Source organism: Pseudomonas sp. PDM28 (assembly GCF_019219115.1).
In the GTDB taxonomy this organism is placed as follows: domain Bacteria; phylum Pseudomonadota; class Gammaproteobacteria; order Pseudomonadales; family Pseudomonadaceae; genus Aquipseudomonas; species Aquipseudomonas laurylsulfatiphila.
Genome location: NZ_JAHUWG010000006.1, coordinates 469204 through 494770, shown reverse-complemented (window position 1 = coordinate 494770; position 25567 = coordinate 469204). Strand labels below are relative to the sequence as shown.

At 59.4% G+C, this 25567-nt stretch carries 27 protein-coding genes; 19 read left to right on the top strand and 8 right to left on the bottom strand.

What is annotated here, in order from left to right:
• The coding region (locus KW841_RS16710) for an AMP-binding protein (RefSeq protein ID WP_218478233.1) at positions 1-587 on the bottom strand (587 nt) is incomplete at its 3' end.
• A 163-nt stretch (positions 588-750) separates the two neighbouring features.
• Between KW841_RS16710 and KW841_RS30095 the strand changes: the two genes are divergently transcribed.
• From KW841_RS30095 to KW841_RS16680, 6 genes are all read left to right on the top strand, one after another.
• The gene (locus tag KW841_RS30095) at positions 751-1119 is read left to right on the top strand and encodes a hypothetical protein (RefSeq protein WP_371319512.1); all 369 of its coding nucleotides are present in this window, start codon (positions 751-753) and stop codon (positions 1117-1119) included.
• A 164-nt stretch (positions 1120-1283) separates the two neighbouring features.
• Complete coding sequence (locus KW841_RS16700; protein WP_007978183.1) at positions 1284-1547, top strand: DUF2790 domain-containing protein; 264 nt, start codon at positions 1284-1286, stop codon at positions 1545-1547.
• A 188-nt stretch (positions 1548-1735) separates the two neighbouring features.
• Positions 1736-2089: a hypothetical protein gene (locus KW841_RS16695; protein ID WP_218478230.1), complete on the top strand. Its 354-nt coding sequence runs from the start codon at positions 1736-1738 to the stop codon at positions 2087-2089.
• A 527-nt stretch (positions 2090-2616) separates the two neighbouring features.
• The gene (locus tag KW841_RS16690) at positions 2617-3864 is read left to right on the top strand and encodes a ribonucleotide-diphosphate reductase subunit beta (RefSeq protein WP_007978181.1); all 1248 of its coding nucleotides are present in this window, start codon (positions 2617-2619) and stop codon (positions 3862-3864) included.
• 406 nt (positions 3865-4270) lie between these two features.
• Positions 4271-4804: a Bro-N domain-containing protein gene (locus KW841_RS16685; RefSeq protein WP_218478228.1), complete on the top strand. Its 534-nt coding sequence runs from the start codon at positions 4271-4273 to the stop codon at positions 4802-4804.
• Positions 4805-4920: 116 nt separating this feature from the next.
• The gene (locus KW841_RS16680; RefSeq protein ID WP_218478225.1) at positions 4921-5634 is read left to right on the top strand and encodes an HNH endonuclease; all 714 of its coding nucleotides are present in this window, start codon (positions 4921-4923) and stop codon (positions 5632-5634) included.
• 306 nt (positions 5635-5940) lie between these two features.
• On the opposite strand, the gene KW841_RS16675 is transcribed toward KW841_RS16680, so the two are convergent.
• Positions 5941-9444, bottom strand: coding sequence for an alkaline phosphatase family protein (locus tag KW841_RS16675; RefSeq protein WP_218478222.1), 3504 nt, complete (start codon positions 9442-9444; stop codon positions 5941-5943).
• A gap of 150 nt (positions 9445-9594) precedes the next feature.
• Entirely contained in the window at positions 9595-11361 is a 1767-nt protein-coding gene (locus KW841_RS16670) for a SulP family inorganic anion transporter (protein WP_218478220.1), read from the bottom strand.
• 276 nt (positions 11362-11637) lie between these two features.
• Between KW841_RS16670 and KW841_RS16665 the strand changes: the two genes are divergently transcribed.
• The 4 genes from KW841_RS16665 to KW841_RS16650 all read left to right on the top strand — a co-directional run bounded on the left by KW841_RS16665 (position 11638) and on the right by KW841_RS16650 (position 13762).
• Positions 11638-12603 carry a hypothetical protein gene (locus KW841_RS16665; RefSeq protein WP_218478218.1) on the top strand — a complete coding sequence of 322 codons (966 nt, stop codon included), beginning with the start codon at positions 11638-11640 and terminating at the stop codon, positions 12601-12603.
• Positions 12604-12722: 119 nt separating this feature from the next.
• The gene (locus KW841_RS16660) at positions 12723-13040 is read left to right on the top strand and encodes a hypothetical protein (RefSeq protein WP_007978167.1); all 318 of its coding nucleotides are present in this window, start codon (positions 12723-12725) and stop codon (positions 13038-13040) included.
• 46 nt (positions 13041-13086) lie between these two features.
• Entirely contained in the window at positions 13087-13449 is a 363-nt protein-coding gene (locus KW841_RS16655) for a type II toxin-antitoxin system RelE/ParE family toxin (RefSeq protein ID WP_116261923.1), read from the top strand.
• The gene (locus KW841_RS16650; protein WP_116583297.1) at positions 13442-13762 is read left to right on the top strand and encodes a helix-turn-helix domain-containing protein; all 321 of its coding nucleotides are present in this window, start codon (positions 13442-13444) and stop codon (positions 13760-13762) included. Before KW841_RS16655 ends, KW841_RS16650 begins: the two co-directional genes overlap by 8 nt.
• Positions 13763-13785: 23 nt before the next feature.
• On the opposite strand, the gene KW841_RS16645 is transcribed toward KW841_RS16650, so the two are convergent.
• Entirely contained in the window at positions 13786-14841 is a 1056-nt protein-coding gene (locus KW841_RS16645) for an MBL fold metallo-hydrolase (protein ID WP_218478216.1), read from the bottom strand.
• 215 nt (positions 14842-15056) lie between these two features.
• Here KW841_RS16645 and KW841_RS16640 point away from each other — a divergent pair, with 215 nt between their 5' ends.
• The 3 genes from KW841_RS16640 to KW841_RS16630 all read left to right on the top strand — a co-directional run bounded on the left by KW841_RS16640 (position 15057) and on the right by KW841_RS16630 (position 17510).
• Positions 15057-15665 (top strand): TetR/AcrR family transcriptional regulator, encoded by a 609-nt coding sequence (locus KW841_RS16640; RefSeq protein ID WP_218478208.1) that lies wholly within the window; start codon positions 15057-15059, stop codon positions 15663-15665.
• Positions 15666-15821: 156 nt separating this feature from the next.
• The gene (locus KW841_RS16635; RefSeq protein WP_218478206.1) at positions 15822-16889 is read left to right on the top strand and encodes a diguanylate cyclase; all 1068 of its coding nucleotides are present in this window, start codon (positions 15822-15824) and stop codon (positions 16887-16889) included.
• Between the two features lie 81 nt (positions 16890-16970).
• Entirely contained in the window at positions 16971-17510 is a 540-nt protein-coding gene (locus tag KW841_RS16630) for a DUF1003 domain-containing protein (RefSeq protein WP_007972227.1), read from the top strand.
• A 6-nt stretch (positions 17511-17516) separates the two neighbouring features.
• Here KW841_RS16630 and KW841_RS16625 read toward each other — a convergent pair whose 3' ends face one another.
• Entirely contained in the window at positions 17517-18458 is a 942-nt protein-coding gene (locus KW841_RS16625) for a LysR family transcriptional regulator (protein ID WP_218478284.1), read from the bottom strand.
• 16 nt (positions 18459-18474) lie between these two features.
• Here KW841_RS16625 and KW841_RS16620 point away from each other — a divergent pair, with 16 nt between their 5' ends.
• Both KW841_RS16620 and KW841_RS16615 read left to right on the top strand, forming a co-directional pair.
• Positions 18475-19188 (top strand): CTP synthase, encoded by a 714-nt coding sequence (locus KW841_RS16620; protein ID WP_218478194.1) that lies wholly within the window; start codon positions 18475-18477, stop codon positions 19186-19188.
• A complete protein-coding gene (locus KW841_RS16615) occupies positions 19185-19508 on the top strand; it encodes an antibiotic biosynthesis monooxygenase (RefSeq protein ID WP_218478192.1) in 324 nt (107 codons plus the stop codon). The genes KW841_RS16620 and KW841_RS16615 overlap by 4 nt, the downstream gene beginning before the upstream one ends.
• 116 nt (positions 19509-19624) lie before the next feature.
• Here KW841_RS16615 and KW841_RS16610 read toward each other — a convergent pair whose 3' ends face one another.
• On the bottom strand, positions 19625-19951 hold the full coding sequence (locus KW841_RS16610; protein ID WP_218478190.1) for a DUF2025 family protein: 327 nt from the start codon (positions 19949-19951) through the stop codon (positions 19625-19627).
• A 211-nt stretch (positions 19952-20162) separates the two neighbouring features.
• On the opposite strand from KW841_RS16610, the gene KW841_RS16605 reads away from it, so the two are divergent.
• The 3 genes from KW841_RS16605 (at position 20163) to KW841_RS16595 (ending at position 23054) form a co-directional block, all read left to right on the top strand.
• The gene (locus KW841_RS16605; protein WP_218478188.1) at positions 20163-21287 is read left to right on the top strand and encodes a glycerophosphodiester phosphodiesterase; all 1125 of its coding nucleotides are present in this window, start codon (positions 20163-20165) and stop codon (positions 21285-21287) included.
• Between the two features lie 209 nt (positions 21288-21496).
• Positions 21497-21805 (top strand): PepSY domain-containing protein, encoded by a 309-nt coding sequence (locus KW841_RS16600; RefSeq protein WP_218478186.1) that lies wholly within the window; start codon positions 21497-21499, stop codon positions 21803-21805.
• A gap of 226 nt (positions 21806-22031) precedes the next feature.
• Positions 22032-23054 (top strand): transporter, encoded by a 1023-nt coding sequence (locus KW841_RS16595; protein WP_218478176.1) that lies wholly within the window; start codon positions 22032-22034, stop codon positions 23052-23054.
• Between the two features lie 122 nt (positions 23055-23176).
• Here KW841_RS16595 and KW841_RS16590 read toward each other — a convergent pair whose 3' ends face one another.
• On the bottom strand, positions 23177-24073 hold the full coding sequence (locus KW841_RS16590) for a LysR family transcriptional regulator (protein WP_218478174.1): 897 nt from the start codon (positions 24071-24073) through the stop codon (positions 23177-23179).
• 122 nt (positions 24074-24195) lie between these two features.
• On the opposite strand from KW841_RS16590, the gene KW841_RS16585 reads away from it, so the two are divergent.
• The gene (locus KW841_RS16585) at positions 24196-24954 is read left to right on the top strand and encodes an SDR family NAD(P)-dependent oxidoreductase (RefSeq protein WP_218478171.1); all 759 of its coding nucleotides are present in this window, start codon (positions 24196-24198) and stop codon (positions 24952-24954) included.
• A 163-nt stretch (positions 24955-25117) separates the two neighbouring features.
• Here KW841_RS16585 and KW841_RS16580 read toward each other — a convergent pair whose 3' ends face one another.
• Positions 25118-25549 (bottom strand): multidrug/biocide efflux PACE transporter, encoded by a 432-nt coding sequence (locus KW841_RS16580; protein ID WP_218478159.1) that lies wholly within the window; start codon positions 25547-25549, stop codon positions 25118-25120.
• Positions 25550-25567: the final 18 nt, after the last annotated feature.

Sequence of the window (25567 nt, the reverse complement as noted above, 5' to 3'; positions counted from 1 at the left end):
ATCTTCTTGCCGGCACGAATACCTTCGTCGGCGGTGATCACCACTTTGGATTTGCAGTCGATGATGCGACCGGCCAGGGCTTCCGGCGAGAAGCCGCCGAACACCACCGAGTGAATCGCGCCGATCCGGGTACAGGCCAGCATGGCGACCACGGCTTCGGGGATCATCGGCATGTAGATCGTCACCACGTCGCCGCGGTGCACGTCCTGGCCGCGCAGGGCGTTGGCGAACTTGCACACTTGCTCGTGCAGTTCGCGGTAAGTGATGTTGCGGCTTTCGGCAGGGTCATCGCCCTCCCAGATGATCGCGACCTGGTCGCCGCGCTCGGCCAGATGGCGGTCGAGGCAGTTGTAGGACACGTTCAGGGTGCCGTCGGCGAACCACTTGATGTCGACATGATGGTCATCGAAGGAGGTCTGCTTCACCGTGGTGAAAGGCTTGATCCAGTCGAGGCGCTTGGCTTGCTCGCGCCAGAAGCCGTCCGGGTTAACGACCGACTGCTGGTACATGGCCTTGTAGGTCGCCTCGTCGGTCAGGGTGTTGGCCAGAACCTCGGGACGAACGGGATACAGGGAAGCCGCACTCATCTTTCTTACCTCGGTGGAATAGTTGTTTTTGTATGACCCTGTTGTAGCCGGGCCGGGCCTATAGAACCATTCGACGATGGTAGTAACAAGCCCACACAAAATGTCGTGAATACCCGTCAAACCCAATACCACCGCGGCACCTGTGGGAGCGAGCCTGCTCGCGATGGTCGTCAACGATAACGCGCCCAATCTGGCACCCCGCGGTGTTCTCTGGCTCATCACGAGCAGGCTCGCTCCTACAAAAGCGGTACCTGTAGGAGCGAGCCTGCTCGCGATGGTCGTCAACGATAACGCGCCTAATCTGACACCCCGCGGTGTTCTCTGGCTCATCGCGAGCAAGCTCGCTCCTACAAAAGCGGTACCTGTAGGAGCGAGCCTGCTCGCGATGGTCGTCAACGATAACGCGCCCAATCTGGCACCCCGCGGTGTTCTCTGGCTCATCGCGAGCAAGCTCGCTCCTACAAAAGAAGAGGCTATTCAGGGATTGTTACAGGATCTGTCAAAGGTGTTTATCAAAACCACGTCTATATGAACGTATCCATCACCCCTAAAATCTGCCACGCCAACAAGGCAACCTGATTAACCAAGTTACAGCCCCCACGAAGGCAGTTAATCAAACACCCAGGTACTGAAGCTCCACACGCAATCTCAAAAGGATTGCGTGCCCCCTCTCGACCTTAGAAAGGTAAAACTCAAATGAAAGCTTTATTGGTTCTGGCCCTCGGCAGCGTGTGCGTAACCGCCATGGCAAGCGAGGCCCCGACTGATGTCGCGCAGCAACAACCGCCTATTGAGGAATACACTTACTCGATGAATCTGGACATCGCCAAAGTGATCTCGATGAGCGAAGCGCCGAATGTTTGTGAAGTTGTCCCCATGAAAATGGAATACGAAGATTCCAACGGTCAACGGCATATCCTGCGTTACAGCGCGATGGGCAACGGTTGCTCTAACGGCTGACCCCTGCTTCACCCTCCCCCAATAAGGTTCGCCCCACCCGCCGCGATCAGGCAGAAGAAGCGCCGAACCTTTATTATCGATTAACTCGATTGCTTTAAGCATTTATTTGCGCTTTTTAATCGAATTAATCGGCGTAGCATCCAATTCAACCCAAGACAAACAACGCCCACGAATCCGGAGCACTGACCATGAAAACCCAACTGATCCTCGCCCTGACCCTCTCCGTCCTGGCTGCCAACACCTTCGCCGCCGATGGTTACGACCGCACCGGCTCGGCCGCTTACACCACTGAAGCGGCTGTCGCTTCCGACGGTTACGACCACACCGGTTCAGCCTCTTTTGCCGCCGATGGCGCAGACCATGTAGGTGCCGGCAAACTGGCTTCCGACGGCGCGGACCACACTGGCGCCGCCCGCCTCGCCGCCGATGGTGCCGACCATGTGGGCGCCGGCAAACTGGCTTCCGACGGCGCTGACCACACCGGTGCCGCCCGCCTCGCCGCCGATGGTGCCGATCACGTCGGTGCAGGTCGCCTGAGCTGATCCACCCGCGTGACTTCACAGCCCGACTTCGGTCGGGCTTAGTTGTGTCTGGAGCCTGAGAAAACCCCACCGAAACACAAGATGTAGTAAAAAACGCCCTTTTTGGTTATTTCTTGTACAAAAAATTCCCGGGGCAAAAAATTAAGAAAAAAAATCTTCCCCCACCAAAACCGTTCAAAGCCCTGTAAACCCTCGCTCCGACCGAAATACGGCCCCTGTCGACCGATCCGTGAGCCATTTCGCCGCACCACAGCACGCAAAACTTCCCTATAATGCGGCCTTAAACGGGCCTGCAATATCCCCTTACAGGGATGAAAAGCCAGTCTGAAGCCCCGCACAGGCGCTTGCCGCTTGCTGCGCCCATCAGTGGCTCTCGGAACCCCGTACAAAATTCTGTTTGATGCCTGCGTATAGCTGCTGCAAAAAACGATTCCTTTAGATCCAACGCGGCCAGTAAGGCCGTGTGAAAAACCAACCTATCCATTTTCACACGGGCACTCTGGCCCTCACGCAGGAGACGACACGTCATGCTGAGCTGGGACGAATTCGACAAAGAAGACACGGAAGTAGCAGTCAAGAGCGCCAACGCTGGCCACGCCACCGAAGCCAACATGGACCGTCTCGACAGCGCCGGCGGTGCCGCCGCCCTGGAAGCCCGTGCCGTGACCGCCGCTGACTCCGCCGCCGTTGCCCGCGCCAAAGCCGCCCTGGATTCGCTCGACGTCGCCGAAGGCCTCGCCGAACTCGAAGGCGCCTCCGCCCGTGTCGCCGTTGACGAAAAGCGCATGATCAACTGCCGCGCCGACCTCAACCAACTCGTACCCTTCAAGTACGACTGGGCCTGGCAGAAGTACCTGGACGGCTGCGCAAACCACTGGATGCCGCAAGAAGTCAACATGACCGCCGACATCGCCCTCTGGAAAAACCCGGAAGGCCTGACCGACGACGAACGCCGCATCGTGATGCGCAACCTCGGCTTCTTCTCCACCGCCGACTCCCTGGTTGCCAACAACCTGGTCCTGGCCGTGTACCGCCTGATCACCAACCCGGAATGCCGCCAGTACATCCTGCGCCAAGCCTTCGAAGAGGCGATCCACACCCACGCCTACCAGTACTGCATCGAATCGCTGGCCATGGATGAAGGCGAAATCTTCAACATGTACCACGAGATCCCATCGGTCGCGAAAAAAGCCACCTGGGGCCTGAAATACACCCGCTCGATCTCCGATCCGAAGTTCGAAACCGGCACCGTCGAAACCGACAAAGAGTTGCTGCGCAACCTGATCGCCTACTACTGCGTCCTGGAAGGCATCTTCTTCTACTGCGGCTTCACCCAGATCCTCTCCATGGGCCGCCGCAACAAAATGACCGGCGTCGCCGAGCAGTTCCAATACATCCTGCGCGACGAATCCATGCACCTGAACTTCGGCATCGACGTGATCAACCAGATCAAAATCGAAAACCCGCATTTGTGGGATGCTGAAATGAAGGAAGAAGCTTCGCAGATGATTCTGCAGGGCACTCAGCTGGAGATCGAATACGCGCGTGACACCATGCCTCGTGGGGTGTTGGGCATGAATGCGGCGATGATGGAGGACTACCTGAAGTTCATCGCTAACCGTCGTTTGAGCCAGATTGGTTTGAAGGAAGAATACCCAGGGACGACTAACCCGTTCCCTTGGATGAGCGAGATCATGGACTTGAAGAAAGAGAAGAATTTCTTTGAGACTCGGGTTATTGAGTATCAGACTGGTGGTGCGCTTAGCTGGGATTGATTCCCACGCTAGCCGCGATTTGACGACTTGAATCGACAAATCGAACATCTGAAAGCCCCGATCTGATCGGGGCTTTTTTGTGGGGTAGGAAAACTCTTACTTGCAATCTCAGTAGTAGCTAAACCTCCTACATGTATTCCAGCACCCTCTGTATTGAGAGCCATTCCATTCGGCCCTAAGCTCTACTGCAGGTGCCTAAGAAACGCCCAACGTAGAAAGCTAGCCAATTACACAGAAGAGCAGTCACCCTTGGTGATTGATCGTACGGCTGTGTGAGGCTTCTGCTCGTTGGAGCTTCTTATGTCCACTCTACGTTGGGGTCAGGCCCGTCAAAGTCCAAACGTAGAGGTAATGGATATGCCGGAACACAACCTTCTCGTCACTCTCCGAACCACGGAGATCGGCCATGTCTGATCTCTTTTCTGTAACAGTCTTCACCCGCCACAATCTCCCTCTCCATGCTCTCCTCCTGGAAAACCAACCGTGGTTCTGTGCCCGCGATATCGGCCGCTTAATGGGTTTCCATCTAAGTGAACGCATGGTCAACAAACTGGACAAGGACCAACACCGCCCGTTGTGGATTGAGTATTACCGGCAACCGGAAAAACAGCTGATGCTCAGTGAGTCCGGTGTCTATGCGCTGCTGCTCTATCACTACGCACCAGGAAATCGCTTGCTGCGAGAGTGGATCACCCATCAAGTGGTGCCGGCCTTACGTGATGCGGAGCAGTCGGAGAATTCGGATCGGCCGATGTTGAGTTTGTTGGATTGGCCAGAAATGTCGCTGAGCCTGCTGCATTGGCAAGATGAAGGTTGGATTCGGCTGCGGGACATGCCTTACCTGTTGCTCGATCACACGCCGCATAGGGCGCCGGGGGTTAATCCTTGGTGGCGTAAGGTTGCGCGGGTGTTTAAGTCGTCGAAGCACTCGATGGGTTAGGTTCCTAGCATGTAGGACCACCTGCAAGAATCTTCTCTTCTTTGTGTAGGAATTTTCGTAGACAGTCGTAGTGGCCACTCAGTATCGTCCGAGGGTATTTAACCCTCGGCGATTGTATGGATACGGAAAAGAGCAACGGCGATTGGAGTGAGGCAGAGATCCAGGCTGCGGTGGATGCCTATCTCAGCATGCTGTCTCGTGAGCAGAACGGTCAGGCGATCAACAAGGCTCATGAAAATCGCGTCCTGCGCGAGGGTGCTTTGGCGGGTCGGACCAAAGGTTCTGTTGAGTTTCGGATGCAGAACATTTCTACCGTATTGGTTGAACTCGGGCGTGATCGCATTGAGGGCTACAAACCCGCCAAAAATGTCGGCGCCAATGTTGCGAAGAGCATTCGTGAAGCACTCTATGCTCCAGGTCCAGTAACCCCCGAAGACTTTGTCCCGACAGCGGACGAAACGACGCTCGAGCAGCGAGCTGCAAAGCTTGAGCGACAACCGATCAAAGTCGAGCCGAAGGGGATTGAGAAACCAGAGCAAACTCAGTCCAGCGGAAAGTCGTATGTTCGTGATCCTGAAGTGAGAGCGTGGGTGCGCCAACAGGCTGAAGGTAAATGCGAAGGCTGTGGCAACCCTGCTCCGTTTGAAAAGTCAGGCAGGCCGTTTCTTGAGGTTCATCACGTTAAACATTTAGCCCAAGAAGGTTCGGACCGTCCGAGCAATGCTGTAGCGCTGTGCCCGAACTGTCATCGACGTTGCCACCATTCGAGTGATCGGGATGAATTCACCGCTTCGCTTTATACAAAGGTGAAACGGCTGAAACCCGAATAACCGAGCAAAACAGAACCCGTGGCGAGGGGGCTTGCCCCCGCTCGGCTGCGCAGCAGCCGTCAATCCGCATAATTCGGTTTGTCTGATACTCCGCGAGTTACGGATTTTGGGGCTGCTTCGCAGCCCAACGGGGGCAAGCCCCCTCGCCACAAGGTGGGTGGCTGGCTTGGTTGTTGTGTTGATCTTGCGAATCGCGAGCAAGCTCGCTCCCACAGGGGTTCGGCGGCTGGCTTGGGAACGTTGGTGTTATCAGGGCCGCTGGATTTTCCTGCGGCCCTTTTCTTTGCCCGCGATACCGCTAAAGCATCATTTCCCCAACCCACTAATCCGCCACGGACACACCGCCGCCCTAACCCCACTCGGCCCAACAATCTCCGGTGTCTGCCCCAATGACCTCGCACTCAAAACTCCCCCCACCCGCTCAATCAACCGATCAAACCCCAACGTCGCATCCTCCTGATGCAATTTGCGCAGTTGTTCGACCAGGGCGTAGGTAAAGGCGCCATAGCTGTTGGAGCCGACCTCGTATTCGCTGGCTTTTTCGTTCTCCCGCGCGGCATAGAGCATCAGGGGCATGTAAGGCCCATGGTGGCCGTAGAGTTTGCCCTGGCGCAGCAGTTGGGCTTTTTTCTCGGGGCGAAGGCCCGTGGCGGCGCCTTGGGTGGTGCGGGTGCGGGTGAGGCCGCGGGTTTTGTTGTCTTGTTCGCTGAAGTCGCGGCGGTCGGTGTCGACGGCGTAGACGCGGCGGTCCCAGTCGCCGGCGTAGGGGTCCCAGCGCAGCATGCGGTGGCGGATGTCGCTGGGTGGGGTGATGCCGCGCACGCGGCCGTTGCCGCGGGTCATGCCGCCGGCGTAGCAGCAGTCGAACAGGACGGTGAGTTTGGCGCCGTGGCCGTCCGGGTCGAATGGCAGGTGGCTGTAGAACTGGCGGAACAGTTTGTCGGTGAAGTGGGTGCTTTCGTCGTCCCAGTCGAAGTCGTGGAGTACCAGGGTTTCGTCCATGCAGTCGGCTTCGCCGCTGCTGCTGTACACCGGCAGTTGGGTGCCGTGGCCGGAGTAGAACAACACGCGCTCGTCCCCGGCGCGGGCGCCTTCCACCAGCCATTCGAGGCGCTCGACGAAGTTGGCCCGGGTCGCTCGGGCGTCGTGCAGCAAGCGGATGTCGCCGGCGTCGTAACCGCTTTCCTGGAGCATGCGGCTGATCAGGTAGGTGTCGTTGATGCAGCCGTCGAGGCGTGCGCTCGGGTCGAGGTAATCGTTGATGCCGACCACCAGCGCGCGGCGTTTGCGTTGGCCGCTGCGGGACAGAAACGCCGGCACTTCCAGTGCCCGCGCCGCCACCACATCGCGGGCCAGTTGTGGCCACAGGCCGGTCTGGCTGGTGGCTGACGACAAGTAAGCCTGGGCGGCGTGATTGAGGTCGAGCAGGTCATCACGCAGTGGCACACTGAACTCGGTTTGCAGGTCGACCCGCGCCGAATCCGGCGAGGTGATCGGCCGGCTCAGCAAGCCGTCGTTGGGGTTGTAGAGGTGGAACCAACGGCGGATACCTCGGCCGTTTTCACTCAGGCGCAGGACCCGCCCGCCCCACACTTCGCGCATCACCAGCGGCAGTGCGATCGGTGAACCGAAGCTGACGAACACGCGGCCATCGATGCGCTTGAGCGCCGAACCTTTTTTCACCACTGAACGGCGCAGGGCGTCGTAGCCGATCAGGCTGCCCAGGCCTTGGGCGAAGATGATCTGCGGATTGAATGCCTCGATCTTTGCCAGCAGATGTTGAGTCAACGCCGTGCGCAAATCGGCGTCTTCGATCCATTGCACGATGGCGCCCACCGTGGTGCGCAACATCTGATTGACCGGCAGGCCCCAACTGCCGAAATTCTCGTCGGCCTTGCCGCCTGCGTCGGCCCTCAGCATCGCCAGGCCTCGGGTGATCTGGGCGAAGTCCGGCCCGTCCTTGAGTTGGTCATCGAAAGACAGAAATTCGATGTCCTGGTCATCGATGAGCCGACCGTTCTGCGCCAATTGATTTCGGATCAACGTGCGCCACTGCTCCTGCCAGTTCGCATCGATGCCACCCTGCCCGCCCGTCGCCCGGCTGAACCCCACACCGGGCAGGCACAGGACGCGCAGCCGCGTTGGCGCGACGTCCAACCCTGGTTCTGCCAAGGCTTTACTGGCAGGCGCCGCAACTGGCGGAACAGCTTGCCCTTGGGCGGTAACCATCAAATCCTGCAAGCGCCGCAGTTTCGCCTCCAGGCTGTCGGCACTGGGCGCGGCGGGTGTCAGCGCGGCCTGAGCCGGATCAGCCAAGGCTCGGCTGCGGTTGCCGAGAAACCCGCTGACCCATTGGGCGCTGCTCTTCCAGATCTGCTCGGGATCGAGGCCGTCGAGGTAACCGGTGACGCTGTCCACCACCTGCCGACTTTGGGTCGCCAGTTCGGACTCGATCAATGGCAACCCGGCACGACTTGGCACCACGGTGGCCGCCAATGTCGGCGCAGCCGTTACGCCCGGTGCAGCGCGCCAGATAGGCGCATTGCCGAAGTGCTGCGCCGCAATTACCCGTGGGCCGAGGGCACTGCGCGGCAATTTGAAGTGGTCGCAAAGAAACGCCAGCAGGCTGGTGTGATCGTAATGCTGCGCCTGGACGTTGCCCGTCCAGGGAATCAAGCCGGGCTTGAGCCACGGCGAAGCCAGGATCGCCGGAACACGAACGCCGAGGCGGGTGAAGGGATTTTTCCAGGGCACATCGACCGTTGAACCGGTCGCCACGCAAGTCGGCGGCACCACGTGATCATGGAAACCGCCGTGTTCGTCGTACAGCAGCACGAACAGGGTTTTGTTCCAGACCGCGGCATTGGCCGACAAGGCGTTGAACACCTCACCGACAAACTGATCGCCAAAGCGTAGGTCCTCGGGTGGATGATGGGACACGTTTGGCCCGAGTTTACCGTTGAGCAGGCCATAACTCGGCTCGATCCAGGACAGTTCGGGGAGTTTGTCAGCGGCGACGTCCGACTTGAAGGCCTCGATGCTCAGGTGCTGCAAACCACCCTTGACCAGCGCCCCCAGCGGAACCGCACCGTCGGAGTAAATGCGCGCGTCGTGGCCGTTGCTGCGCAACAGCGAAAAAATACTCTCGCCGCCGAACTGTGCGATCAGGCTTTTGATGCCGGCCAGTACCGTGCCGGTCGAGGGCATCAGCAAGTGGCCATTGCAACTGCCAAGCATGGCGAAAAAACGGTTCGGCCAGGTCGGGCCTGGCACCGAGGAAAACCAGCGATCACACACGGTGAAATTGCGCGCCAACCCGTGGATGGCCGGCAGCGTATCGTCGGCCGGCTTAGCGCCGAACGGGATGTAGTTCATCGCCCGCTGGGCCATGGATTGCGACCAGGTTTTGTACACCTTCAGGTCCTTGCGGGCCTTGTCGTAGGCATCCTGGGCAAAACCATCGAGCTTGGGATTGGCCGGGCTGCTCTTGAAGGAGACGCCCAGCTGCGTCTCTACGTTGACGAACTCATGGCCAAGGTCGAAACCCTCACTGTTGCTCGGTGGTAGCGCCGGAGGCAGAGGGGGCGGCGGCGCCCACAGGTTGTAGTTTTCCGGGAACTCCGACGCCTGGGTGATCACCGTCGAATTGCCATTGGCCAGCTTCAGCGGATTGGTGCTGGGCGCGTTGCGGTTGATACCGTCACACGCAGGGTTGATACGGGTGTAATCCCCCAGCAAATGATCGAATGATCGGTTTTCCATCATCAACACGACAACGTGCTCAATTCCGTCGGGCCAGTTGTTCGGCATGGTGCGCTCCTTGATGTGAAGTCTCGATTTCGACCTCTCGGGTTTCACCGCAATCAAGGCTTGGATGGCTGGACAATATGGGGCATGCGGCGATTCAATCTGCCAGACAACGCTAGTCAGGCGATGGGGGCTTGTCCAATTGCGGGCCCCCTATCCTTTCAGCCAATCCACCGAATACATCGCCACATAACTATCCACCGCCGCCCCAATCGTAGGAAAAAACGCCGTCTCCCCCAGCCGCGCAAACAACCCAAACCGCTTCAGCTTGTCCTTCACCGGGTCCTTCATCTCGGCAAAGCACAACTCGATACCCGCCGCGTGCAGGGTGTCGTCCAGTTCAGCCAGCATGTCGGCGGAAGTCACGTCGACGCTGGTGACCGGTTCTGCGGCGACCACCAGCCAGCGCACGGGCGTGGGCGATGCCGCCACGGCGTCCAGCACGCGGTCGCTGAACAGTTCGGCGTTGGCGAAGAACAAGGGCGCATCCCAGCGAAACAGGACCAGGCCGGGGATCAGGTGTGCGTCGGGGTAGCGTTTGATGTCGTGGTAGCCCTTGACCCCGTCGGCGCGGCCCAATACGGCGGAGTACGGGCGCCAGGCGTCCCAGAGGAATTCGATGATCGCGATCACGATGGCCAGGCCGATGCCCTCGATCGCGCCGAACACGGCCACGCCGACGGTGCAGACGATCGAGAGCCAGCATTCCCAGCGTTGGATGCGATAGATCCGGCGCAGGTCGGTGATTTCGATCAGGCCGATGGCCGAGGCGATCACGACCGCCGCCAGGGCGCTGGACGGTAGATGTTGCAGCAGGTCCGGTGCCATCACCAGCAGCAAGGCAACCGCCAGTGCGCCGACGACGCCGGTCATTTGGGTCTTGGCGCCGGCGGCTTCGGCCACGGGCGTACGCGACGAGCTGCTGCTGATCGGGAAGCCCTGGAAAAATCCGGCCGCCAGGTTGGCGATGCCGAGGCCCATCATTTCCTGGTTCGGGTTGACGTAGGTTCGGGTCCGCGCTGCATAGACACGGGAGAGCACGCTGGTGTCGGCGAACGAGACCAGTGCGACGGCGCACCCGCCGACCACCACCGGGACGATGTCGGCGGTGGTGATCCAGGGGATGGCGAATCCGGGCAGGCCTTGGGGGAGCGAACCGAGGACCGACACACCGGCGCGTGTCGCCAGGTCGAGGGCCCCCACGGCGACCGTCGCGCCGACCACGGCGATCAGGATGCCCGGCAGTCGTGGCCATCTTTTGAGTAGCAGGATCACCGCCAGGGTGAGCCCGCCTACGGTGAAGGTGGTCCAGTTGACCTTTCCCTCCATCAGCGCCGAGGCGATGGCCCCTATGTTGCTCAATGGGCCGTCGGACTCAATGGAAAAACCGAACAGCTTGGGCAACTGGCTGATCAATACGGTCAGTGCGATGCCGTTCATGTAGCCGTAGCGGATCGGTTTGGACAGCAGCTCGGTGATGAAACCCAGGCGCGCCATACCGGCCAGGATGCACACCGCTCCCGAGACGATCGCCATCATCCCCGCCAGGGCGACGGCACGCTGCGGATCGCCGCCGGAGAGTGGGATGATGACGGCCAGGATGACGGCCACCAGGGAGGAGTCCGGCCCCATCACCAGAATCCGGCTGGGGCCGAACAGGGCATAGAACAGCAGCGGAACGATGGTCGCGTACAGGCCATAAATGCCGGGCACGCCCGAGGCCACCGCGTAGGCGATACCGACGGGCACCAGCATCGTGGTCAGCACCAGGCCGGCCACGATGTCGTAACGCAGCCACGCCCATTGGTATTCGCGCAGCACGCCCAATCCCGGCAGCCAGCGGCGCCATCCGGTCTGTTCGTCCCGGCGGGCTATGCGGCCCGGTTCCGAAACGGGCGGCGAAGCATCTGAATGGCTCATTAACCGCCCTCGTTGATGTAATGCTGTTCATTAAAATTTTTGTAGGAGCGAGCTTGCTCGCGATGGACTCAAGAGCGCCGCGTTTAGTCAGTAAACACGCGGCATCGTTAACGACCATCGTCGGAACGCCGCCCGGAGCAAGCTCGCTCCCACAATGGAGCATTCCCTCGTTGATGGGTTGTGCAGGCTCGGCGATATCGAAGTGATCTCAGTGTAGCTATTGCTTCGAATGCGCCATCACTGGAAGCTGTTCACCTAAAGGACTTGGAAGCCGACATGAAATTCGACCTCGCCTACTGCCTCAGCCTCAACGACAAGTTGTCGATCTACGACGTTCGGGATCTGAATTTCGACGAGACGATGGATTTCGACTCCGCCCGGGAACACTTCCAGTGCCCCAACGATGCCTGTCGCCTGGCGTTCGATGCGGCCAACGAGTTGGGCACGTTCAACGCCAAGAATGTGAATTACGTGCGCACGCCGCACTTCAAGAACTTGCCGAGTACGCGGCATGTCGAGGGCTGCCCTTATGTCAGCTTGAAGACGCCGGCGTCAGGTGTGGATGAGGCGGAAACGGATGACAGCCGCGAAGAACATTTCCCGTCGGAATTGTTACTGACTCGGCGTGAGTATGTGCGCAAGCCGTCCAGCCCGAAGGTCGCGGCGGACGGGGTGCGGGATGAGTCGCCAACACCTTCGATGACCCGTAACGACGAACAACCGGGCAGGGAATCGGCCCCGGACAAGACCAGCGTCTTCGCCCATCCGGTTGAGTGTTTCGTGTCGAACTTCGACGACAAGGATTTACTCAAGCGCGTGCCGCTGAAGATTGGCGAGCACACCGCGCCTTACGGCTCGTTTTTCAAGAAGATCGAATACCTGCAGGACAACAAGGGACTGATTTACTGGGGCAAGGTCAAGGAGATCAAGGACTACACCCAGAGTTTTCGCATCGATTTCGAGAAGAAGGTCTGGTTCGAAAAGAGGCCTTACTCGGTCAATGTCTACCTGAGCAAAAAGCTCATCGACAGCTACCGCAAGCGCAAGGCGTTCCTCGAGGAGATCAAGCACGCCATCGAGAGCGGGCGGGAATTGTATTGCTTCTTTTATGGCGTGACGCCTGAGCTGAAGCAGGTGCCGAGCAAGAAAAACCCCGAGCAGACGTTCGGGGTGTTCAGCGCCAACATCGAGAATCTGGATCACTTTATCGTGCGGGAAGCGCCGGGGTTGGCGGACAAATAGATGCAGTGCCGTTCGTCTGCCTGAAAAGAATAATCAAAAATTGCGTTTGATCCGGGCTCAAAACAACTGTACAAAAACACAGTATATTTTGACCAACACTCTCGAGCCCGGAGAACACCATGGCCTCTCAAGCGATGAAAATCACCCTGGAACGTATCGCCCTCTTCCAATTCACCCCGGCCCACTGTGCCCAGGCCCGAGCGATGCTGGGCTGGAGTGTGGAAGAGCTGTCGCGCGAATCCCGAGTCTCGGTGGAGGCCATTCAACGCTTCGAGGCACGCCAGGAGGTGCTGGATGTCACGCGCCTGGCATTGGCCTATCGGTTCGAATCAGAAGGGTTGGTGTTCTTCCCCGGGTTTGCGCCGGGTCGAGGGATGAATGTGAAAGGGTCGACGCCGAATCCGGTTGGGCGGGCGGATTTTGCGATGGTGGAGTGAGCCAATTCATTGATTGACGATTATCCCTAAATAGGTATATTTTCACATGAGTACAAGGAAGCCACTCCTGTGGGTTAGCAGCAGCAAAAAAGATCTCAAGCAGATGCCCGCAGATGTACAGGACGTTTTTGGCCACGCTCTTGATCTGGCACAAAGCAGCAAGAAGCACCCAGATGCAAAACCACTGAAAGGCTTTGGTGGTGCCGGAGTCCTTGAGTTGATTGAGGACTTCGATACGAACACCTATCGCGCCGTTTATACGGTTCGTTTTGGCAATGCCGTTTATGTTCTGCACTGTTTTCAGAAAAAGTCGACTACGGGAATCAAAACCGCGCAGTGCGACATCGATTTGATCAGGAAGAGACTTCAAGCGGCGCAGGAACACGCAAAAGGATCAGAACATGATTGAAATCGAAGAAAGCAGTGGCAACGTCTACGAAGATCTCGGGACACCCAACGCCAATGAAATGCGAGTCAAATCCCAGTTGGCCGCAAAAATTGGCGAAATCATCAAAGCCCGCCATTTGACCCAGGTTCAGGCGTCCGAAATTTTAGGTCTGTCACAGCCCAAGCTATCTGAAATGTTGCGCGGAAAATTTCGTGGGATCAGTGAGGCCAAGATGATGGAATGCCTGTTACTTCTCGGACGGGATGTGCAAATCGTGGTCAAGTCGGCCCCGCGCTCACGCAAAGAGGGCCGAATTGAAGTGTTTTTTAGCTGAGGCCTACAACTCAACCAATCACTCTACGCGTTCTGCACCACCCGCTCACTCTCCCCTTCCACCGCCAGCCACCACGCACCACCACGCTGCGGATGCATCAAATTGAACGCCTCTCCCATCTGCGGTGTGGTGATCGATACATTGCGCTCCCAGGCCAGGGCCAGGATGCGGTCGAAGGGTTCGTACCAGGCGTGCATCGACAGGTCGAAGGTGCCGTTGTGGATCGGCAGTAGCCAGCGGCCCTTGAGGTCGATATGGGCTTGCAGGGTTTGTTCGGGTTGCATGTGCACGTGCGGCCAGTCGACGTTGTAGGCGCCGGTTTCCATCAGGGTCAGGTCGAATGGGCCGTACTGTTCGCCGATGCGTTTGAAGCCGTCGAAGTAGCCGCTGTCGCCGCTGAAGAAAATGCGCGTGTCACCGTCAATCATCACCCACGAGGCCCAGAGGGTGCTGTTGCTGTCGAACAGGCCACGGCCGGAGAAATGTTGCGATGGGGTGGCGATGAACCGGATGCCCTCGACTTCCGTGCCTTGCCACCAATCCAGTTGGCGGACTTTGCTGGGGGCGATGCCCCACTTGATCAAGGTGTCGCCTACGCCCAGCGGGGCCAGGAAGTGTTTGGTCTTGTCCGCGAGTTTCAACACAGCCGCATGATCCAGGTGATCGTAGTGGTCGTGGGACAGGATTACCGCTTCGATCGGCGGCAATTCCTCCAGGCTGATCGGTGGCTGGTGGAAACGCTTGGGGCCGGCCCATTGCACGGGCGAGGCGCGCTCGGCGAAGACCGGGTCGGTGATCCAGAATTTGTCGCGCAACTTGAGCAGCACCGTGGAGTGGCCCAGGCGATAGACGCTGTGGTTGGGCGCTGCGATCAGCGCGGCTTGCGTCAGGGCTTGCACCGGGACGGGGGCGCTCGGGCGGGTGTTTTGCGGTTTGTGGAACAGCGCGTTCCACAGGATGCCCATGGTTTTGCCAAAGCTCAAAGGTTGAACCGGCGTGAAGTTCTGATACTGGCCTTGAGCCTGTCGGGACGCTTCAGGTGTGGAGGCGTTGTCCGCCGGGGAGTTTGAATTGGCCATGACTGAATGACTCCAGAAAAACCGCGTTTGACGCGATTTACCTCTTTGGGACGATAAATGGCCAAGGCACGCACGCATCAGCCGGACTTTCTATTTTTACCGGGCAGGATTAACAAAACATTACACTGCACAGTGTAGTTTCTAGGTTGCATCAAAGTCGATGACAAGTAAACTGCTGAGTGTAGTTTCCCTTTTCTTCCTGCCGAAGCGTACTTATGACAGCTCCACAGCGCCTCACCGACCGAAAACGCCAAGCGATCATTCAAGCCGCGATCATCGAGTTCCGTAACAACGGTTTCGAGATCACCAGCATGGACAAGATTGCGGCCACTGCCGGCGTGTCGAAGCGCACGGTGTACAACCACTTTCCCAGCAAGGAAGAGTTGTTCGCCGAGATCCTCAATCAACTATGGATCCGGGTGACGGCAGAACAGGAAACGGCCTACCGTTCCGACCTGCCGTTGCGCGACCAATTGCGCGTGTTGCTGATGGCCAAGTTGCAAATGTTGGGCGATGACAATTTTCTCGATCTGGCTCGGGTGGCAATAGCGGCGACCATTCATTCCCCGGAGCGGGCGCAGGATATGGTGGCGCGAATGGGCGAACGCGAAGAAGGGCTGACGGTGTGGATTCGGGCCGCACAGGCCGATGGCCGATTGAAAGCCGTGGCGCCTGAGTTCGCCGCTCAACAGATCCATGGCCTGCTCAAGTCTTTTGCATTCTGGCCGCAGATTTCCATGGGCCAACCCGGCTTGTCAGCCGAGGAGCAAAACACGGTGGCGGATTCCGCTCTGGACATGTTCCTGGGCTATTACCAGCTCTAGTTCAGCCGTTTACAGCACTTGCCGACATTAAATGGCTTCGAAGGACACTGATTATTCCGGCTGGAATAAATGACAATGTGAACCGCTTTTACCGATGAACGGTAATTCCGCCCCCATGCAGTAAAGTGTTTCAGAATGAATCTGGTGCAGGAAATTATGGATAGACAACACGGCAAGGGTTTGTCATTTGCCAGACGCATCTACATGCCTCGAACCATTGGCTTGGGCATCGGCAGTATCAGTGTGGCCGCCGCACTGTACCCGTTGCACCTGCCGATCTGGGTCTGGGTTTTGTTGGCGCTCAACGGTTTTGTCTGGCCGCATCTCGCTTATCAACTGTCGAGCCGCTCGGCCTTTCCCTACAAAGCCGAACGCCGCAATCTGCTTTACGATTCGCTGTGCGGTGGCTTTTGGGTTGCGACGTTCCAGTTCAATCCGCTTTGCACCGTGACCATTCTGGCGATGATGGCGATGAACAATGTCGCCGCCGGCGGCCATCGAATGTTCCTGTTGGGTAGCCTGAGCCAAGCGGCGGGCGTGCTGATTGCCTGGTCGCTGTTCGGCGCGGCATTCACCCTGTCGACCACGCAATTGCAGGTGTGGGCGTGCTTGCCGATGCTGACGCTCTACCCGTTGGCGTTGGGCATGGTCTGCTACCGGTTGGCGATCAAGCTTTCAGAACATAAACGTACCCTGAGCGCCCTGAGCCGCACCGACAGTTTGACCGGGTTGCTCAACCACGGTGCCTGGAAGGACTTGCTGCAACTGAAGTTTCGCGAGTGCAGCCAGCGTCATGAGCAGGCCGTCATTGCACTGATCGACATCGACCATTTCAAGGCCATCAATGACACCTACGGTCATCTCATCGGTGACTCCGTGCTGCGCCAGTTGAGCGTCGAGCTCAAATGCAACCTGCGCGAAAGCGACCTGGCCGGTCGCTATGGCGGTGATGAGTTTTGCGTGATTCTGCCCAACATGCCGCTGAATCAGGCCGTGGACGTGATGGAGCGTTTGCGCAGCGTGCTGCAAGACTATCGGCATGGGGAAGTGCCCGAACTGCGGGTCAGCCTGAGCATCGGTCTGGCGGCGTACCAACCGTCGTTCACCGATGCAACGGCCTGGCTCGATGACGCGGACAAAGCCCTGTACACCGCGAAAAATACCGGACGCAACAAGGTCAGCGTCAACACAAACAACACCAGCCTGGAAACGTCGAGCGCATGATGCGATCGCTTGGCGATTACGCTGCTCGAATGACGCTGGGGCTATAGTGAGCCTCAGTCCCAGCGCCCAGCAGAGAGCACCATGAACACCACGCCAACAGACAACGCCACCGCCGCCCCCGTCGATCACCTGCGTTTCCATCGCCATCACGCCCATCTCGCGCCGACCTTTGGCAATGACAAGTTTGCCCTGCGCGCCGAAGCCTTTGCGCGGTTCTTCGGTACCCCGACCTTTCTCGGCGCCCAAACGCTGATCGTGGTGGTCTGGGTGTGCCTCAACGCGTCCGGAATCACCCACTTCGATGTGTACCCGTTCATCCTGCTCAACCTGGCGTTCAGCCTGCAATCGGCCTATGCCGCGCCACTGATTCTGTTGGCCCAGACACGTCAGGCCGCGCGGGACAAAGCCCAATCCGATGCCGATGCGCAGCACCGTGAAGCGCTGGCGACCGCCAACAGTGAGCGGCAGGCAGAAGCCGCGAAAAACACCGCGCAACTGCTGGAGTTGCTTGAGCAGAACACCCGCCTCACGGAGATGACCAAGGCCCTCACCGAGCGCATCGAAAACCTGACTTCGGAAATGCATCAACACTTCGTGCGCAAGGATGAGCCACAGGCCTGAACGGTTTCACGGCAGTTTCAGCGCCCGCCCCAGCTCATCGAACAAGGTGACCACCGAGCGCAAGGCTCGGCAGTCGGGACGGGGCAGCAGCCACAGCGCGGTGTCATATCCGTGCAAGGGCTCGCCCAGCGGGCGTAGACCCTCGCCAATCAAGAAGTCCGGCAACGCCGCGACACCCAGCCCCGCCCTGACCAGCTCGGTAACCGACAACATGCTGTTGCAACGGTAGCCCGGCGTTACGCCCGGCAAGGCCTGGCGACGCCAGGTCACGGTCGGGTGATCCGGCAGGAAGTCATCAGGGGCGATCCAGGTCAATGAGGCCAGGTCTGTGGTGTTGACCGATTGCAGGTATCGCTCACTGGCGCACACGCGGTAGGCAATATCCGCCAGGCGCCGTCCCACCAGATGCTCCGGTGGCGTGCGGGTCAGGCGCAGAGCGATGTCGGCATCCCGGCGGCTGAGGTTGGCAAAATCATTGGACGTGCTGAGTTCAAGCGTCAGCGCCGGATAGTTCGGCATGAACTGCGCCAGCGCCGGCAACAGCAAACCTTGCAGGACCGAATCGGTACAGGTCAGGCGCACGATGCCGCTGATCACTTCACCGCCCTGCTCCACACCGATGCGCGCCGCCTCCAGCGCCTGTTCAGCGCGCTCGGCCTGCTCGGCCAGTGACTGCGCCAGGGTGGTGGGCAGGTAACCGGCGCGGCTTTTTTCGAACAATTGCTGACCCAGCGCTGCCTCCAGCCGGCGCACCGCTCGAAACACCGTAGAGACGTCCACCTTCAACAGCTGCGCGGCCCGGGCCAGAGAGCCGCCGCGCACCAATGCGAGGGTCAGTGCCAGGTCCGGATAGTCCAGTCGATAGTGCGTGGTTGCATTGATCACTTGGGAAAACGCCAATATGGAGTGCGTGAACGCCAATCTATAGTGGGCCTCAGGAATCAACAAGTGCAGAGGCCCCCTCATGGAAAACCCTCCGATTCGCATCGCCCTGATCGGCGACTACGACCCGCAAGTCACCGCCCACCAAACCATTCCCGTAGCCCTTGAAATGGCCGCTGAACACAGCGACCTGAAGGTGCAATGGCAATGGCAATGGCTGGCCACCGATGAAATCCGCGCCGAAACGCCGCTGCACCCGTTCGATGGCTTCTGGTGTGTGCCGGCCAGTCCGTATCGCAACATGGACGGTGCATTGCTGGCGATCCGTTTTGCCCGCGAACAACGGCGACCTTTCCTCGGCACCTGCGGCGGTTTTCAACACGCGGTGCTGGAATATGCGCGCAATGTGCTGGGCTGGTCGGATGCCGAACACGGCGAGACGGCACCCGATGCAGCACGGGCGTTGCTGACGCCACTGTCGTGCGCGCTGGTCGAGGCCGTCGATTCCATTCATCTGGCTGAAGGCTCGTTGATCGCACAGGCGTACGAAAGCGCCGAGACTCGTGAAGGCTATCGCTGCCGCTATGGGGTGAATCCGCAGTTCGAAGGGGAGCTGCTCAAGCGCGAGCTGCACGCCGTCGGCCACGATTCGCAACAGGGACTGCGCGCGGTCGAACTCAGCGGCCACCCGTTCTTTGTCGCGACCTTGTTTCAACCCGAGCGCGCGGCACTCGGGGGCGTCTTGCCGCCGCTGGTTGGCGCCTTTGTCCAAGCCTGTGCGAGGCGCTGGTCATGATCGCCGATACGCCAACAGCGCCTTATTACGCGGTGATCTTCACGTCGCTGCGCACCGAGGGCGATCAGGGTTACGCCGAAGCAGCGGCACGGATGCTGGAACTGGCCCGCGAGCAACCGGGGTTTCTCGGCGTGGAATCGGCTCGGGGTGAGGATGGGCTGGGAATAACCGTGTCGTATTGGGCCAGTGAGGCGGCGACTCTGGCGTGGAAGCAGCATCCGGAGCATACGGCGATTCGCGAGCGTGGGCGTTCGACCTGGTATGCGCGGTGTCATACAAGGGTGTGTCGGGTTGAGCGGGCCTATGGGTTCAGTCTGTAAATGATGCGGTGTTGTTGAGGCCGTCTTCGCGGGCAAGCCCGCTCCCACAGGGATTGATGGCAACCTGTGGGAGCGGGCTTGCCCGCGAAGAGGCCAGAACAGTCACCACAAAAAACTCAACCCTGAACCAGACTGCGAACCGCCGATATCTCCGGCACTTCCCCCCGGTTCATGTACACCCGCAACGGCTCGGTGATGTTGATCCGGTCATCGATGTTCTGGTCCAGCAACAACTGGATCAAATCGCGCTTGAGCGTCATGGCCTGCCCGGGCCCCGCGCCCCAGACGAACTCGCTGGTCGGGATGATGCCGTCGTCCGCCACGTCCATGCCGAATGAGTCTTCGCTGAAGCGAACGAGGTAATGGCCGGTCTTGCGGTTGAGGCCGACGAAGCCTTTGAGTTGGTCGGCCGCCTGGCAGATGAGCTGGGAAGTGATGCGCATGGTAAACCCCGCAATGGTGATCGTTGGTTTACACGCAGGGCCTGCGTTTCCCTCTACCGGGGAAATTGCAGGGCGCCAGCGTACTGCAAACGGGCGCACAAAAACGCTGACGAATATCAGCTTCAGGCAGATTTATGTCGGTCTCGCGATAGCGCCCGCAAAGATGAGTTGTTAAAAGGGACCGCTCACTCATTGCGAAAGGATCTCGACCATGCCCGCCACCTTCACTAAAAGCGCCCTGTTGTTGAGCCTGTTGCTAGGCCTCGGCCAGGCACAGGCCGCCAGCGAACCCGGTCCCACGGAACTGGCGACTCGCCTGGGCATTCCGCACCCGGCGGTGATCGCCCACCGTGGCGCGTCTTTCGATGCGCCGGAATCCACCGCCGCGGCCTACAAGACAGCCCGCGACCTGGGCGCCGACTACCTGGAACTGGATCTGCAGCGCAGCAAGGACGGCGTACTGTTCGCCCTGCACGACAACAACCTGCAACGCACGACCGACGTCGCCAGCAAATTCCCCGAGCGCAAGGACAGCCCGGCCAATGCCTTCACCATGGCCGAACTGAAAACCCTGGATGCGGGCAGCTGGTTCAATACCGCCTACCCGGATCGCGCGCGTCCAGCCTTCGCCGGCCTGAAGATTCTGACCCTGGATGAAATCATCGACATCGCCGAGGGCAGCGCCCAGCACAAGCCCGGGCTGTACATCGAGACCAAGGAGCCCAAGCAGTTTCCCGGCATCGAACACGACCTCAAGGAAAAACTCCAGGCCCGTGGCTGGCTGAACCCGAGCGAATCGAAACCGGCGAACAGCGCGCTGGCGGTTGGCCAGGGCAACGGTAAGGTGGTTTTGCAGACCTTCGAGAAGAGCAGTCTCGAACTGCTGCAAAAGGAAATGCCGAAGGTGCCGAAGATCCTGCTGTTGTGGGTCGGTGAAGGCAGTATCGAGCCCAAGTCCAAGGTGACCTTTGCCGAGTCCGGCGCCAAGGACAAGGCCGCTTACTACGCCGCACAACAACCGAAGGACAAAGCCGAATTCCAGCGCTGGGTCGACTACGCCAAGGCCCAGGGCGCCATCGGCACCGGCCCGTCTGCCGCACTGACCCAGGGCGGCGACCAGAGTTACTCGGACCTGGTGCAACCCTGGATGAACCAGTACACCCACGATCAGGGCCTGCTGGTGCACGTCTACACCATCGACGATGCGGTGGACTACCAGAAAGTCATGGACGCCGGCGTCGACGGCATTTTCACCAACCGTGCCAGTGAGCTGTTGAAGTTCTATAAACGTCCGGCGGCGAGTGTGGCGCAGGTGCTTCAGAACAACGGCTACTGATCCGCAATCACGCAAAACCCTGTGGGAGCGTGGCTTGCCCGCGAAGAGGCCATCAGCCTCAACATCATCGTTGACTGACACTCCGCTATCGCGGGCAAGCCACGCTCCCACAGGAATTGATGCAGGACATGTAGAGGGTTTTAAGGGTGGCTTAAGTTACAAAAGCTAACCTGATCTCACTTAAACAGATCACCCAAGGAAAGAAGCCCATGAAGACCCTGACTGCTTTGTTCACCGCTGCGACCCTGATGCTCACCGCGGGTTTGGCCCAGGCAAAAGATGTGCCTGTCGACCAGATCCCTCAATTGGTCAAGGAAGGCAAGATCAAGCCGCTGGAAGAGTTGAACCAGATCGTGTTGAAGCTGCATCCGGGCGCCACCATCACCGACAGCGACCTGGACAAACACTCCACTATCTACGAGTACGAAGTCGAACTGCGTGACGCCAGCAATGTTGAATGGGACGTGGATTTGAACGCCGCCACCGGCGAAGTCCTGAAGAACAAACAAGACAACTGATGCCCCCCAGCAAAAGCCGCACGATTTGAAAGTCGTGCGGCTTTTTTGCGTCTGGATGATTGATCAGGCGGACGTGCTGCCGCCCTCATCCTGCCAGGCCTGCAACAGTGATTGCGTGGCGGTTGCCGCCACTACTGGCGTCACAAAAAAGTCATCCGCGCTTGCGATGATGCCGCTCAAGTGAACCTGTAAAACACGCGACAGGCGCCTCCCCTTGCGAGTCCTCATGAACCACAGCATCGATCAAAGCCATCGCGACACGGATCTGTTCGGCCTGCTCTACGGTTTCAGTTTTCGCCCCGGTGAGGCCGGTCGGGAAATCAACTCCGCCGAAGCCTTGCAGTACCTGCAACAACCGGAAAGCGACGAACAGTTTCTCTGGCTGCACCTGAATCTCGCCCATGCCGCGTGCGAGCGCTGGATGAAAAGCCATCTGCAATTGCCCGAAGAATTTTTCGAGGCGTTGCACGAAGGCTCGCGCTCGACGCGCATCGAGCATGTCGACTCCGCGTTGCTGGCGGTGGTCAACGACGTGGTGTTCAACCTCAGCAACCTGGTCTCGTCGGATGTCTCGACCTTGTGGGTGTGCGCCCGCAGCCGGCTGATCATCAGCGCCCGCCTGCAGCCGCTGCACTCGGTGGACAAGTTGCGCTCGTCGGTGAAGGCCCGGGAATGCTTTCGCTCTCCGCTGGAGCTGCTGGTGCATCTGCTGCGCGACCAGGGTGAAGTGCTGACCCAGATCGTGCGCAAGACCAGCCAGAGCGTGGACCAGATCGAAGACGAGTTGCTCTCCTCGCGCCTGTCGACCAACCGCGCCGAGCTGGGCGCCAATCGCCGGGTGCTGGTGCGTTTGCAACGGCTGCTGGCGCTGGAGCCAGGTTCATTGCTGCGCCTGCTCAACCGGCCGCCGCAATGGCTGCAAAAGGAAGACGTGAAGGAGCTGCGCAAATCCACCGAAGAGTTTGCACTGATCATCAACGACCTCACGGCGCTGGGTGAGCGGATCAAGCTGTTACAGGAAGAGATCGCCGCCAACATCAACGAACAGACCAACCGCACGCTGTTCACCTTGACAGTGGTGACGGTGCTGGCGCTGCCGATCAACATCATTGCCGGTTTTTTCGGCATGAACGTCGGCGGCATTCCGCTGGCCGATGACCCGGAGGGTTTCTGGATCCTGGTGGCGCTGGTCGCGACTTTTACCGTGATTGCCGGGCGCTGGGCGTTTCGCAAGCAGCAGGATTATTGAGTCTGTCCGAAAACCTGTGGGAGCGAGCTTGCTCGCGATGAGGTCATCACATTCAACATCACTGTTGACTGAACCACCGCCATCGCGAGCAAGCTCGCTCCCACAGGGGCCCCGGGTCGGTCTCAGGTTTCCGAGCGGATCACTTCCCCCAGCCAATCCATGAACACCCTCACCCGCAACGGCAAATGCCGCTGCCGGGCATAGAGCAGCGACGCCTCCATGGACGGCGCATTGAACGGCGACAACACCTCGACCAGTTCACCGCTTTGCAGGTATTGCTGCATGCCCATTCTCGGTGCCTGAATCAGGCCGAAACCACCCAGGCAGGCGGCCTCATAGGCATCGGTGCTGTTGACCGTGACACTGCCGGCCATCGGCAGTCGCTGCACCTGCCCCTTGTCGACGTACACAAAGCCTTCCGAACGCGCACCCAGCACACCGACGTAATGCACCAGCCGATGCCGCGTCAGATCCTCCAATCGCTCGGGCACGCCATAGCGCTGCAGATACGCAGGGCTGGCGCAATTGACCATGGTGAAGTCACACAGGTGTCGCGCCACCACCGATTGGTCCGGCTGGGCGCCGATGCGCAGCACGCAATCGAACCCTTCGGCGAGCAGATCGACCCGGCGGTCGGTGCTGCTGATTTCCAGCTCAATCAGCGGGTGCTGCGCCATGAACGCCGGCAGGCGCGGCATGATCACGCGACGGGCGAGAATGTTTGGCAGGTCGATGCGAATGCGCCCCACCAGCGACGCCTCGTCCTGGCGAAACAATCCCTCGATCTCGTCCATGTGCGACAACAGGTCCTTGCTGCGCTCATACAACACCAGACCATCCTGGGTCGCCTGAACCTTTCGCGTGGTGCGCTGCAACAGCCGGGTGCCGAGCAATGCCTCCAGCGCCTGCACATGCTCGGACACCGTTGATCGAGGCAGCCCGAGGCTTTCGCCGGCCTGGGTGAAACTCGACATCTCGCTGACACGGACAAAGGTGCGCAACAGTTCCAGTTTGTTCATCAGCCTGCTCTTTTATTGTTCGGTTTATCCGACCAGTGATTCCGATTTCACTCTGTTTATCACCCCTGCACGGATAAATAAACTTCCTCACATCAACCGCCCACTGCTCCTGAGGAAGTCCCATGAACCGTAAAATCGCACTGATCACCGGCGCCAGCCGCGGCCTCGGCAAAAACGCGGCCCTGCATCTGGTTGCCCAAGGCATCGACATCATCGGCACCTACAACAGCCGCGCCGATGAGGCGCAGGCACTGGTGGCCGAGATCGAAAGCCTGGGCGGTCGCGCCGTCATGCTGCAACTGGACGTTGCCCGCAGTGAAAGCTTCAGCGCCTTCGCCAGCGAAGTCGCGAAGGCCCTGCGCAGCCACTTCGAGCGCGAGTGTTTCGACTTTCTGGTGAACAACGCCGGGATCGGCCTGCACGCCAACTTCGTCGACACCACCGTCGAGCAGTTCGACCTGTTGGTGAACATCCAACTCAAGGGGCCGTTTTTCCTCACACAGAGTTTGTTGCCATTGCTCAATGACGGCGGGCGCATCATCAACATTTCCAGTGGCCTGACCCGTTTCAGCCTGCCGGGCCACAGCGCCTATGCGGCGATGAAAGGCGCGATGGAAGTGTTGACCCGCTACCAGGCCAAGGAACTCGGCGCGCGCAACATCGCGGTGAATATCCTCGCACCCGGCGCGATTGAAACTGATTTCGGCGGTGGCGCCGTACGCGACAACCCCGGGTTGAACACCCTGGTGGCGAACAACACCGCCCTGGGTCGCGCCGGTTTGCCGGATGACATCGGCGCCGCGATTGCGCTGCTGCTCGCGCCGGGCAGCCAGTGGATCAATGGCCAGCGCATCGAGGCGTCCGGAGGGATGTTTTTGTAAGGCTTACTGTTAAACATCAGGCCAAACAAAATCCCTGTGGCGAGGGGGCTTGTCGGATCGCCGCACCGCCCCGTTCGGCTGCGAAGCAGTCGCAAGCTTGGGACCGCTTCGCGCTCCAACGGGGGCAAGCCCCCTCGCCACAAAAAGCCAGCTTCAAACCAGTTCAGCAAACCTGGCGCAGCACCACCCGCTCCCGAACCACGTCATACACCCAGTGATACACGTAGGTGTACGGCAGGAAGAACAGCAACACGCCGATATCCAGCAGGAACGCCTGCCACAGGCTGACATTCAGCCACCAGGCAATCAGCGGCACGCCAAGCGCGACCAGACCGCCTTCGAACAGCAGCGCATGCACCACGCGGACCCAGGCGTTGTGGGCGATGGCGAGGCGCTTGAGCACCCGGTCGAACATACCGTTGAAGACCACGTTCCAGGCCAGGGCCAGGGCGGCGATGAGGACGGTGACCATGCCCATTTCCAGCATCGGCTTCTTCATGATCCAGGCCAGCAGCGGGGTACAGATCAGGATGGCCAGCAGTTCGAAACCGATGGCTTGGAAAATTCGTTCAGTAATGGATTTGTTGGCGCTCATGGCCGTACTCTGTTGAGT